Here is an 11,667-nt window from a genome sequence, read left to right as displayed (position 1 = left end):
TCTCCAATTCCGCTTCCCGTAACTTCTGAATGATCTGCTCGACCTGCAAACGCTTCGTGCCCATGATCCCCTCCCTTTTTCAAGTGATGGTCGTCAGTCTACGACTGACGACCGGACTCGTTTAAGGGGGGCAGGTCAATCGCAAGTCAAACCAACCTGCTCGCATTGAATGCCGCGATCGAAGCCGCTCGCGCTGGAGAACATGGTCTCGGGTTCGCCGTCGTCGCTGACGAAGTGCGTAAATTGGCCGAACGATCGAGCGAAGCAGCTAAGGAAATCTCGACTCTGATTAAGGAATCGACGCAGCGGGTCAGCGAAGGTGCAACCCTTAGCGCCCAAACGGGTGAAGCTCTCAGTCGCATCATCGGCAGTGCTCAAGCGACGGCCAAGAAAATCACCGAGATCGCAGCCGCAGCCATCGAGCAAGCTACCAGCGCCGTCGAAGTGTCGAAGGCGATCCAGCAAATCTCGCACGTCACCGAGCAGGCCGCCGCCGGAAGCGAAGAGATGGCTTCCAGCAGCGAAGAACTCGGTGCTCAAGCTTCGTCGCTGCGAGAACTCGTCTCGCGGTTCAAGGTTTCCAAGTAACGCTAACCGCTTAACGTCCCGGGCCGCCGCAACACGGCGGCCCGGGGAGGGACATCATGCCAACCCATACCATCGGCGCCGACGTGACCCCGCGGCAACTCGACCTCTTCGCTAAGCTGATCTATCAGCGCATCGGAGTTTCGATCTCGCCGCAAAAGATCACGCTGCTGTCGAACCGACTTCGTCGTCGACTCAAGCAAACCGGTCTCGATTGCTACGACAAGTACTACGAGTTTCTCGTAAAGTCTCCGGCGAGTCATCCCGAGTGGGAGAACTTTCTCCAAGAGGTGACGACTCACGAAACGTATCTGTTTCGCGATCAACAGCATTGGGACTGGCTTCGCGACACGTTCGTCCCCGAGATCACGGCCGCTTGCCGAGCAGGGAGTCATCCGCCGAAGATTCGGGTATGGTCCGCCGCGTGTAGCACTGGCGACGAAGCGACGACGATCGCCTCCTGCATCGCCGATCGACTTTCACCTCTCAACGCCTGGAAGGTCGAGATTCTCGGCACCGATATTGGTGCCGGTGCGGTTGAGAAGGCCCGCACGCTCACGTTCGGCGAACGAGCGATGCATCTCGTCCCGGACACATACCGCAAGCGGTTTTTCGCTCCCGTCCCGCAGACCAAAGATTTCACGGTGAAACCGATCCTGCGCGACATGCTCCGCTTCGAAGTTCACAATCTGCTTGAAGTGCTGCGCGAGCCGCCGTTCGATCTGATTGTCTTGAAGAATGTGATGATCTACTTCGACAACGCATCGAAGAAACAAGTCTTGAACAACATTCGCCGTCTGTTGCGACCCGACGGCACGATCATCACCGGTCCTGCCGATGGCGCGTCCGAATTTCTGAAGGACTTCCGGTCGTCGCAAGGCTGGCTGCATCGCGCTCCCTCGAAGGTTTAGCAGTATCGAACTCTTTGAGGTCCTACCCAAGCGGTCACTAATGAACGATTCACCTGAGCAACTCACCGACGGTTTGATGGGGGACTTCCTCGATGAGTCCGCCGAGCTGATGCGTCGTCTGAACGACGGCCTGCTTCAACTCGATCTCGCCGTGAAATCCAACGCTTCGCCGATCGCGACCGACCAAGAGTTGCTGAACGACATCTTCCGCGCCGCGCATAGCCTTAAAGGTTTGTCCGGAATGATGGGGATGCAGGACATCAACTCGCTGACTCATAAGATCGAAAACGTCTTCGATGCCGTGCGCTGCGGCCGCCTGGACGTCTCCAGTTCGGTCGTCGACGTTTCGTTTCAAGCCATCGATCGCCTCGACGCCATGATCGAGCTGCTCAAAGGTTCTGGCGGCGATGAAGTCGAATGTCGCGAGGTTTTCGATCGGATCGAACAAGTCTTACAAAGTAAAACGGTCGAACTGCCGGCCACCGGCACAAAAACGGACGCGCAACTCACACCGGTCGCGGGATCGTCACAGATCTTCAAGTCCGAAGATCCTCTCGGTGATCTTCAAGACGATCCCGATGTTCCGGCCAAGTATCTCGGCATCTTCATCGACGAAGCCGATCTCACGCTCGATACCATCTCTGACGTCTTGCTTCAGGAGCCCGACGCGACCGGGGTCGAATCGTTGTTGGTCTGTTGTCATCGGATCAAAGGGTCGGCCGCGTCGATCGGCTTGCGCCGTGTCGCTCGCTTGGCCCATTTCATGGAGGATCAGCTTCAGGATCTCCGTCGTCGCGACGCATCGCCGTCGAACGAATTGATCGATGCCTTACTCGTCTCGGTCGATTCGATTCGCGGCTATATCAATCATCTCCGCTCAGGCTCGCCAACCGCCGATGGTCTCGGAGAAGCCTGTCGGAAAATGTCGGCCTTGGCGATTTCGATCGATGCCGAATCACCCTCTCCATCTACGGCCGATCGCCTGAATGTCGGGGAAAGCATCCGACGGCGGCTCCAATCGGCGGCGGCTCATTTACCTCGCAATAGTTCCGGATATGTGGGATCGGTTCACTTCGAGCCGGGCCTCGCGCTCGTCGAACTGAAGGCTCGTGTGTTGTTGGAAAAGCTGCATCGTGTCGGCGACGTCTTCTTCTGCTCCCCAGCGGAAGACGAGTTCGATACCGTAGCCGACTTCACGGATCTCGTGTTCGGAATCGCGACGGCGAGCGGTCTCGAGCGATTGGATGCCGACATGCGTATCTCGGGAGTGACAAATGTCGAACTGACGCCGCTTGCGTCGAACGTCGTGACCGATACCGGGCTTAAGCATCCGGTCGCGACTACGGAGACCACGCAACAAGCGTTCGCCATCAAAGCAAGCATCGACGAAGTCGCGGATGCGATTGCCGAAGACATTCCTGCAGCATCGTCGCCGACGGCGGTTGTAGCGACCGATTCCAAGACGAAGCCGACCGAGACGCTGCGAGTCGATATCGAGCGACTCGACCAACTCATGAGCCTCGCCGGGCAACTCGTCATCACGAAGGCCCGCTTCAGTCAGATCGGCTTGAAGCTGAAACGCATCTTCTCCGACAAGTCGGCATCCGCGTCGCTTGCCGAAGCCGTGAAGCAAGTCGATCGGCTGGTAAACGAAGTCGATGATTGTCGAGGCGAACGCTCGGCGAAGCTCGATTCGCTCGCTATCGGTGCGAAGCAAATTCGAGAAGACCTCGGCGTTGTCCAACGAGATATGGGACGTGTTGCCGAAGTTCGCAGCTTGCTGACCGATCTTGCCGAGGCGGTCCACCAACTCGATCGAGTCTCCGACGGGATTCAAAAATCGGTCATGGACACTCGGATGGTTCCGATCGGTCCACTATTCTCCCGATTCAAACGCGTCGTGCGTGACCTCAGTCGCGCCGGCGAAAAGGATATTCAGCTTGAGATTCGTGGTGAACACACCGAACTCGACAAACGGATGATCGACGAGCTCGGCGATCCGCTGATCCATTTGATTCGCAACTCGGCGGATCATGGCATCGAAAGTCCCGAAGCACGGGTCGCTGCCGGTAAGCCACGGCAAGGGGCGATCTCGCTTAATGCATTTCATCGCGGCAACCGCATCATCATTAAAGTCTCCGACGATGGTCGCGGACTCGACGCCGGTCGCATCCGTGCCAAGGCGGTCGCTAAAGGCTGGATGAACGAAGCCGAGGCGGAAAAGCTCTCGGACGCACAGGTTTATCAACTGATCTGGCGGCCCGGATTCAGTACGGCCGAGCGCGTGACCGAAGTGTCCGGTCGCGGCATGGGTATGGATATCGTCTGGTCGAAAATCGAACAGCTCAGCGGCTCGGTCGAGCTCTCCTCGGAGCCGGGCCATGGAACGACTTTCGAGATCAAGCTCCCGCTCACGATGGCGATTCTACCGAGCCTCCTGATGGTCATCGATCGGGATGTGTTCGCGGTGCCGGTGGAATCGGTGATCGAGATCGTGCGAATTGCATCGGCCGATCTTACGACCGTCTACGGCAGCCCGATGGCGCGAGTTCGTGGACGCGTGATCTCGCTTGTCCGACTGAACGACCTATTCGGCGAATGTGTGCCTCAAATCGAGGCGAATCGCGAGTCGTCGAACGTGACGATCGTCATTTGCGGTAGCGAAGGACGCGAGCTCGGCATCATCGTCGACGATCTGCTCGGCGAGCAAGACGTCGTCATTAAGTCGCTCACGGAAAATTTCCAGAACGTCAACGGAATCGCCGGCGCGAGTATTCTCGGCGATGGTCGCGTGTCGTTGATCCTCGACGTCGCCGCGCTGTTGGAGATGGCCTGTGGGTCGTCTCACGAATCGTTGCCGCTGCCGCCGACATCCACAATCTCGACGGTTACTCCCGCCGTCGCATCCTGAGAACTCCACGAACCTTTTCGAAAGAACAGAAGATGAACTCCATGCCGCAACAAGCCGCCGTTCGCATCGAATGGGAACGGGTATTCGGACCCGCTATCGAGGCCGCTTCACGTGCCATGTCGATCTGGACGCAGGGGCGCGTCACCTTGTCTCTCGACGAAATCCGAGAGCTTCCGCTCGTCGAACTCGGCGAGGCGATCCATGGTAGTCAAGAGATCGCGACCGTCGTCGCTCTCGATGTTCGTGGAGACGTCGGCGGCCAATTCCTACTGACGGTCGACGACGACGGAGCTGCCGACCTGGCCGGCATGCTCCTGAACCGAGCGCCGCGGCCATTCGCCGAGTGGGGTGAGATCGAACGTTCCGCGCTGATGGAAACCGGCAACATACTCGGCTCCGCGTATCTCAGCGCGCTGACGAACATCACCGGATTGAGCTTGTTCCCGTCGCCGCCGCAAATGCTTCGCGACTACCTCGTCGGCATCCTCGAGCAAGCCGTGATGGCGCAGGCGATCGAGTCCGACTACGTATTGCTGGCTCGCACATGCTTTCGTCATCTGAACCATGGGGTCGATTGGAACGTGATCTTCGTACCTTCCCCGGACTTGATGGAAGTACTTCGGAAGTCCATCACGGCGCCGAACGCATAACCCCCTTCCGCCGACCGCGGCTCATTGAGTTCCGAGACATTCCATGCCTACGACCACGATCACACCGAAACCGGCCGCCGCACGCTCGCCGGGTACGGCGCGCGAAGAAGCCGTCGCCGCCGCCTCCGTCGGTATGGGCCAGATCGCACTCCTTTCGCCCGACGGCGTCGGTACGGCGGTCTTAGGTTCCTGCGTCGGCCTCACGCTTTACGATCCCAACCTGCGCTACGCGGCGATGGCCCACATCGTGTTGCCGTCGTCCGACAATCGCACCGGAAGTGCCGGTAAGTTCGCCGACACGGCCCTCGACGCGATGGTAGCCAAGCTGCGGGCCCACGGCATCGATCCGTCCAGGCTCACGGCCAAGCTGACCGGCGGGGCAAGCATGTTCGAATCGAAAGGACCGTTTCAGATCGGAAAACAGAACGTCGATGCCGTCGTCGAACGACTCGCGGCACTCAGAATTCGTCTGCTGAGCGAGCACGTCGGCGGCACTCACGGTCGTCGCGTCACGTTTCAATGCCGTACCGGATCCTTGCTCGTCGAAGTTCTCGGCTCGGTGCCGATCACGATCTAAGTCGGACGCCCAAGGCTTCGCAATCACACACTACTCTCGAAAAGTGTCTCAATGGAAAACACATTACTTGTTACCGACGACTCCATGATCATCCGCGAGCTGATTAAAGACGTCGCAGTGGAGTCTGGATGGCGCGTCGTGGCTGAAGCGACGAACGGTCAAGAGGCGATCGACCGCTATCGTGAGCTGCGTCCGACGGCGGTCACGCTCGACATGGTCATGCCCGAGTTCGACGGTCTACACGGTCTGAAAGGAATTCGCGCCTTCGATCCGACGGCTCAGGTGCTGCTTGTCAGCGCCATCGACCAAACGAAGATTCTTAAGGAAGCGATTTCATGCGGGGCGGCCGATTTCATCGTCAAGCCGTTCGAAAAGACTCGTCTCAAAGCGGCCTTGCAAGCTTTGGCAAAGCAGGCATCGGTGAATTGAACACAACCACATCATCAATTCCGTGCCGGCATCGAACTGTGAATCGAGGAGCGTTATATGAGCAGAAAACAAATTCGAGTCATGGTCGTCGACGACTCTCGAGTGATCCGCGAGCTCATCGGCGACGGGCTGGCTGCGCACCCCGATCTCATCGTCGTGGGGTCATGTGCGGATGGGATCGAAGCCCTCGCTTCGCTTGAGGCTCTGCGGCCGGATGTCGTGACTCTCGACCTGCAGATGCCCAGGATGGACGGACTCGAGACGCTCGATCGGTTGCTGACCTGTCGTCCGACGCCGGTGATCGTCGTCAGCGCCTTGACGCAACGAGCGGCCGACGTCACGTTGCAAGCGCTTGATCGCGGGGCCATGGATTACGTGGCTAAGCCCGACGGCTTAGCGGATATGAAGCGAGTGTTCGGCGAGGAACTGCCGCAGAAGATTCGCAACATGTGCGGGGCCGACGTGCGCCGTGTCTTGCAACTTCGCAGAACGAAGCAGCTTCGCACGGCCGTTCGGAGTGTCGCGACGACCACGACAAACGAACGAGCCGACCGCTACACGGGCTGCATTGCGATCGGGATCTCGACCGGAGGTCCGCCGGCATTGGCTCAGTTGTTCGGCGCTCTCGTGCCTCCGTTGCCGCCGATCGTCATCGTGCAACACATGCCGCAGATGTTTACCTCTCCGTTCGCGAATCGCCTGAACAGCTTATCCTCGATTCGCGTCAGAGAAGCGTCGCAAGGCGACATCTTGCGACCGAACGAGGCGCTCGTCGCACCCGGCGGCAAGCATCTTTCACTCCGACGAACCGGCGGACGGGTCGAAGTGGTGATCTCCGACGGCGATCCCGTGAGCGGTCATAAGCCGTCGGTCGACGTGATGATGCGCAGCGCAGCACAGACGTTCGGTAAGGCTTGCGTCGGCGTCATTATGACCGGAATGGGACGCGACGGCGCCGACGGTTGCGGACTCATTCGAGCGGTCGGCGGCTATGTCCTCGGCCAAGACGAAGGATCTTCGGATGTCTACGGCATGAACAAGGTTGCCTTCGTCGAAGGGCACGTGGATGTCCAAACGGCGCTCCAAAATCTTCCCGAGGCGATCGCCGTACAGGCGCGTCGCCGCTGCGTCGGAACGAATCCCGCCGCGGTCACTACTCAAGCACTTCCTCTAAAAAAGGGTTTCTAGTCATGGGCATGAAAGTATTGGTCGCCGACGATTCCGGCGTGATGCGCAAGATCATCATTCGCGGCTTGTCGGCGCTCGGCGTGACCGAGATCGTCGAAGCCGGTGACGGCAACGAGGCCGTCAAGCACTTTTCGGAGCAGTCGTTCGACCTCGTGCTGACCGATTGGAACATGCCGGGCAAGACGGGTATCGAAGTGCTCAAGGAGATCCGCGCTTCGGGCTCGACGATCCCCGTCGTGTTGATCACGACGGAAACCGAGAAGAAGCGGGTGATGGATGCGATCCAGGCCGGTGTGTCGGAATACGTCGTCAAGCCCTTCGACGCAGCGACGTTGCAGGCGAAGCTCGGCAAGTTCATCGATGCCTCTCTTGTTTAAAAGAAAGCGAAGTCATGCAGTATCACCCGATCAAGACCGAATACATCAACCCCTTCGTCGAATCGGTTACGACCGTATTCAAGACGATGCTGAGCTTGGATGTTCGGCGCGGGACGCTTTACGTCAAAGACGGCTTTCAACCCTCGCTGGAGATCACGGGTGTGATCGGACTCTCCGGAGTCGCGAAAGGCTCCGTGTTGCTGGGTATGAGCAAGACCGTCGCGATAACCGCCACGGAGATTCTCCTCGGAGAGAAGATGACGACGATCGATGGTAACGTCGTCGATGCGGTAGGGGAGCTCACGAACATGATCGTCGGCGGCGCGAAAGCGAAGCTGGAAAGCCTGAACCTGAGCATAGGTCTACCGACCGTCGTCGTCGGCAAGAACCACACCGTCGTGTTCCCGACCGGGATTCATCCGATCGGCATTCCTTTCGAAAGCGACGCCGGAGCGTTCTGTCTCGAAGTCAGTTTGGTTGACTCCTAGTTTCTCCGCTTAAGAATCGAAAACGTTCGTCTTTTGTCCTCCGAATAAGGAATTCACCGCATGAAGACCGTTATTTCCAAACTTCGTATCGCGCTCGTCGACGACGACCCGGCACAAGCCCGCCTCTATTCGATGATCCTCGAAAAGGCCCTAGGTACGACCGCGGAGATCGCCGCATTTACGGAATCGGACAAGGCCGCCGAATATTTGAACGATCATTTGGTCGACGTCTTGATCACTGACCTCCGAATGCCCAACGTCGACGGCCTTGAATTGATTCGTATCGCGAAACGCCGCTCCAACGGGGCTCAAGTGCTCATCATGACTGCCACCTCGACGGCCGATAGTCTCGTCGATGCCGCCGAATTGGGTGCCTCGGATTATCTACTCAAGCCGTTTGCGAAGGAACTCTTGATCGACTTGGTCGAACAGTCGCAGCGCCGTCTCGCACGCTGGCGGGCGGCCTTGGCGGGCACGTTTCATCAAGGACGGCCCTTGCTTCAGTTGGAAGACTACTGAGGCCTGGCCGTTAGACCGAGCCCCGACGACTCGCACTACATGATTCCCGAACTAAGGTGATCGAAATGAATCGAGACGAACCGCTCCGTGTACTCCATATCGATGATGATCCCGCGACGACCCGTCTCGTTGCCAAGATGCTCGGCTCACACGGAATCGAAGTCACGCAACTGAACGATCCGCGCCAAGCGATCGACACCGTGTTGAACGGCAACTATCGAGTCGTCGTGCTCGATATCGATATGCCGGGCCTCGACGGCATCGAGCTCTTGCAGCAGATTAAGCAAGCCGACGGCGGGACGGCGGTGATCATGTTGACCGGCCTCGTGTCGCTTAGCAGTGCTTTGAGAACGATGCGGCGAGGCGCACACGCCTGCCTCTTCAAGCCGCTGGTCGATGCCGATGCCTTACTCGAGTGCATTCGAGAAGTGACGCACAACATCCACCGCTGGTGGGACACACTTAAACAACTTTCCGACCTGCGACGCCAGGAACACGTCTCGCTAATCGAAGAAGATCGGGCTTCTCTTCTCACTACCGCCAAACGCTAAATACCAATGAACGTCGCGTCTCAAGATCAAATCGAATTGCTACAAGACTTCGCCGATGAAGCGCTCACCTCATTGCGGTCGCTTGCGCAGCATCTTGCCGCCTATCGTGCTGCGCCCGCTCCGGAGCCGATCAACGCCGTTTTCCGAGGGATTCATTCCCTCAAAGGAAACGCCGGTTTCTTCGGTCTGATCGCGATCAAGACCTTTGCGCACACTGTCGAGAATACGCTTGACGAGATTCGTGCGAAGTTGCAACCGATCAGTGAGGAGCTTGAGCGCGCATTCACTTCGGCCTTCGACTTGCTCGAAGAGATGGTTACGACGGCTGTCGGCGGCGTGGTTGCCGAAGAGACGTCGGCCGAGGCACAGAGAATTCTCGACGAGATCGAAACGCATGCGGCTCCGAGAGACGCTAGACTCGGCACCCGCAACGACCTCGCCCGAATCCTACGCGGACTAGCCGGTCTAAACGTCGCCGGGCTGGCAACCCCATCCGACTGGCTGGAAGCAGTCGCCGACACGATGCTCGACGACCTGCACCTTGAGCTCTACGAACAAGTGAACGCCGGAGCTGGGAGCAGCGCAGGCGTCGCCGCCGAAGCATGGACTCCGGCTCAATTCGCGGCTTTGGAAGCCAGCGGTAGCCTCACCGAGAAACTCGACGACCTCGACGATATTCTGCATCTCTTTCTCGCCTTCGACGAAGGTAAGTATCTTCCCGAGACCGGTCATAACTTCGTCGTCGCTGCCAAAGCGATGGCGGTTAAGTCACGTGCGGTCGGTCGCGAGAGCTTTGCGACCGCTTTGGAAACGACGGCGCGGACTTTCGAAACAATCACCGCGAGTCCGATCCCACTCGATTCGACCCTACTCGCGGTGGTTTGGGACGAGCTGTGGCCCGAGCTTGCGAAGTTGACAACCGACCGTCCGAGCGACGCTTTGGCCGTCACGGACAATGCGAAGTCGACCAACGAGACCAGCAATATAGTCGTAAGCCATTATAGCGCGGCAACGGCAGCTGTAGCTCCACCGGCACAGCGTGAAAAAGAGAATTCCGGTCGACTGGTTCGCGTTAAGGAAGAACGGCTCGACGAGTTTCTGAACCTCGTCGCGAGGTTGTTCATCACCGGCGAAATGTTCAAAGATGTTCAAAGTCGAATGGCCGAGTCGCGACAACTGAAACCGATGGTGGAAGAGCTGCGCGGGATCATCCGCAACTTCTCCGAACAAGCTCACGCGCTTCAGAAGGGCCTGTTCTCGCTGCGCCGCGTGCCAGTCGTCAACCTCTTCGCTAAGTATCCCGGCATGGCTCGCAACTTGGGCCGACAGTTGGGGAAGGAGGTCGATGTTCAGCTTCTCGGCGAAGAGCTCGAGATTGACAAGGTCTTGCTGGAGGATCTCGATGCGCCGTTGACGCACATCCTTCGCAACGCCGTCGATCACGGAATCGACGATCCGGAAAGTCGTGAGAATCGAGGCGCGTCGCGTTGCGGCAAACTCACTCTCAAGGCTGAAGTCACGCGAACCCATGTGCGGATTCTCATCACCGACGATGGACGCGGCATCGATCCGAAGAAGCTGAAGACCAAGGCACGCGAAAAGCGATTGCTAAGCGATTCGGAACTCGATGCCATGTCGGACGAAGAAGCGGTCCAGCTCATCTTTCATCCCGGCTTTTCGACGGCGGAGAAACTTTCGGAGGTCTCAGGGCGCGGCGTCGGACTCGATGTCGTCCGCAATGCTGTCCGCAAGCATCGAGGCGAAGTGTACGTCAGTTCCCAAATCAATGTCGGAACGACGTTTCGCCTAGAGGTGCCGCTGCGCGAGGCGGTGCTCGTGATCGACGGCCTGATGGTTCGAAACGAAGGAGAGGAATTTGTCATTCCATTCGAATTCATTCGCGAAATCACTCAATTGCGGCCGGATCAACTCGCTCCGCTCCATGGCGCCGAGGTCGCGACGATTCGCGGCACGGTCTACGACGCGCGCCGACTGTCGACTCTCCTTAACGGCGCGACGAATCGGTCGGTCGCTGAGAGGCCGATGTCGGCCATCGTCGTCGGTACGCACTACGGGCAGCTTTGCGTATTAGTCGATCAAGTTCTCGGCACACGTAAAGTCGTCGTTAACGGACTGAACGACGTCGTGACGGGCTCGCCTGCCGTGGCAGGTGTGGCTCAACTCGGCGGCGGCCATCTCGCTCTCGTGCTGAGCGTCCCCGAGATCATCAACGAGTTGACACTTGGTTCATCGCCGAACGAATGCGGCCTTGCCTAGTCGGAATAGACTGAGCGCGCTTTTTCGCTACATCGCCTTAATTACTTCTTAAATAACATCGCCATGAGCAAAAACATCATTTCACTCGTTCGCCGAAATCGGCGCTCCACCACCAACGGAACGGGACGGTTTGCCGCTGCATGTATCTTGGCGGTGACTCTCGCCGGCATCGCTTTATTGCTGGTTCCTTACCGCGTCGAAATC

11 protein-coding genes and 1 pseudogene are annotated in these 11,667 nt (G+C 58.3%); all 12 read left to right on the top strand.

All coding sequences use genetic code 11. From position 1 onward, the window contains the following. Window positions 1-138: 138 nt before the first annotated feature. Window positions 139-588, top strand: a pseudogene (locus K8U03_25960) (chemotaxis protein). A 56-nt stretch (window positions 589-644) separates the two neighbouring features. Then, on the top strand, window positions 645-1,496 hold the full coding sequence (locus tag K8U03_25955) for a protein-glutamate O-methyltransferase CheR (protein MCE9608346.1): 852 nt from the start codon (window positions 645-647) through the stop codon (window positions 1,494-1,496). Between the two features lie 40 nt (window positions 1,497-1,536). Next, window positions 1,537-4,407, top strand: a complete 2,871-nt coding sequence (locus tag K8U03_25950) for a chemotaxis protein CheA (GenBank protein ID MCE9608345.1) — start codon at window positions 1,537-1,539, stop codon at window positions 4,405-4,407. Between the two features lie 41 nt (window positions 4,408-4,448). Then, the gene (locus tag K8U03_25945; GenBank protein MCE9608344.1) at window positions 4,449-5,057 is read left to right on the top strand and encodes a chemotaxis protein CheC; all 609 of its coding nucleotides are present in this window, start codon (window positions 4,449-4,451) and stop codon (window positions 5,055-5,057) included. A 43-nt stretch (window positions 5,058-5,100) separates the two neighbouring features. Next, window positions 5,101-5,634 carry a chemotaxis protein CheD gene (locus tag K8U03_25940; protein MCE9608343.1) on the top strand — a complete coding sequence of 178 codons (534 nt, stop codon included), beginning with the start codon at window positions 5,101-5,103 and terminating at the stop codon, window positions 5,632-5,634. Window positions 5,635-5,685: 51 nt separating this feature from the next. Continuing rightward, window positions 5,686-6,063 (top strand): response regulator, encoded by a 378-nt coding sequence (locus K8U03_25935; GenBank protein MCE9608342.1) that lies wholly within the window; start codon window positions 5,686-5,688, stop codon window positions 6,061-6,063. Between the two features lie 57 nt (window positions 6,064-6,120). Next, window positions 6,121-7,251 (top strand): chemotaxis response regulator protein-glutamate methylesterase, encoded by a 1,131-nt coding sequence (locus tag K8U03_25930; protein ID MCE9608341.1) that lies wholly within the window; start codon window positions 6,121-6,123, stop codon window positions 7,249-7,251. An 8-nt stretch (window positions 7,252-7,259) separates the two neighbouring features. Beyond that, window positions 7,260-7,628: a response regulator gene (locus tag K8U03_25925; GenBank protein MCE9608340.1), complete on the top strand. Its 369-nt coding sequence runs from the start codon at window positions 7,260-7,262 to the stop codon at window positions 7,626-7,628. Window positions 7,629-7,642: 14 nt separating this feature from the next. After that, the gene (locus K8U03_25920) at window positions 7,643-8,116 is read left to right on the top strand and encodes a chemotaxis protein CheX (protein ID MCE9608339.1); all 474 of its coding nucleotides are present in this window, start codon (window positions 7,643-7,645) and stop codon (window positions 8,114-8,116) included. Between the two features lie 60 nt (window positions 8,117-8,176). Then, entirely contained in the window at window positions 8,177-8,635 is a 459-nt protein-coding gene (locus K8U03_25915) for a response regulator (GenBank protein MCE9608338.1), read from the top strand. A gap of 65 nt (window positions 8,636-8,700) precedes the next feature. Next, window positions 8,701-9,186 carry a response regulator gene (locus tag K8U03_25910; protein ID MCE9608337.1) on the top strand — a complete coding sequence of 162 codons (486 nt, stop codon included), beginning with the start codon at window positions 8,701-8,703 and terminating at the stop codon, window positions 9,184-9,186. A gap of 6 nt (window positions 9,187-9,192) precedes the next feature. Further along, complete coding sequence (locus K8U03_25905; protein ID MCE9608336.1) at window positions 9,193-11,463, top strand: chemotaxis protein CheA; 2,271 nt, start codon at window positions 9,193-9,195, stop codon at window positions 11,461-11,463. Window positions 11,464-11,667 lie beyond the last annotated feature (204 nt).

The organism is Planctomycetia bacterium (assembly GCA_021413845.1).
Taxonomy (GTDB): domain Bacteria; phylum Planctomycetota; class Planctomycetia; order Pirellulales; family PNKZ01; genus PNKZ01.
The sequence above is the reverse complement of the archived record's forward strand: the minus strand, read 5'-3'. Positions and strand labels throughout refer to the sequence as shown.

Coding starts and splice junctions, on each gene's coding strand:
- K8U03_25955 (MCE9608346.1), top strand. CDS start 645: ATGCCAACCCATACCATCGGCGCCGACGTGACCCCGCGGCAACTCGAC.
- K8U03_25950 (MCE9608345.1), top strand. CDS start 1,537: ATGAACGATTCACCTGAGCAACTCACCGACGGTTTGATGGGGGACTTC.
- K8U03_25945 (MCE9608344.1), top strand. CDS start 4,449: ATGCCGCAACAAGCCGCCGTTCGCATCGAATGGGAACGGGTATTCGGA.
- K8U03_25940 (MCE9608343.1), top strand. CDS start 5,101: ATGCCTACGACCACGATCACACCGAAACCGGCCGCCGCACGCTCGCCG.
- K8U03_25935 (MCE9608342.1), top strand. CDS start 5,686: ATGGAAAACACATTACTTGTTACCGACGACTCCATGATCATCCGCGAG.
- K8U03_25930 (MCE9608341.1), top strand. CDS start 6,121: ATGAGCAGAAAACAAATTCGAGTCATGGTCGTCGACGACTCTCGAGTG.
- K8U03_25925 (MCE9608340.1), top strand. CDS start 7,260: ATGAAAGTATTGGTCGCCGACGATTCCGGCGTGATGCGCAAGATCATC.
- K8U03_25920 (MCE9608339.1), top strand. CDS start 7,643: ATGCAGTATCACCCGATCAAGACCGAATACATCAACCCCTTCGTCGAA.
- K8U03_25915 (MCE9608338.1), top strand. CDS start 8,177: ATGAAGACCGTTATTTCCAAACTTCGTATCGCGCTCGTCGACGACGAC.
- K8U03_25910 (MCE9608337.1), top strand. CDS start 8,701: ATGAATCGAGACGAACCGCTCCGTGTACTCCATATCGATGATGATCCC.
- K8U03_25905 (MCE9608336.1), top strand. CDS start 9,193: ATGAACGTCGCGTCTCAAGATCAAATCGAATTGCTACAAGACTTCGCC.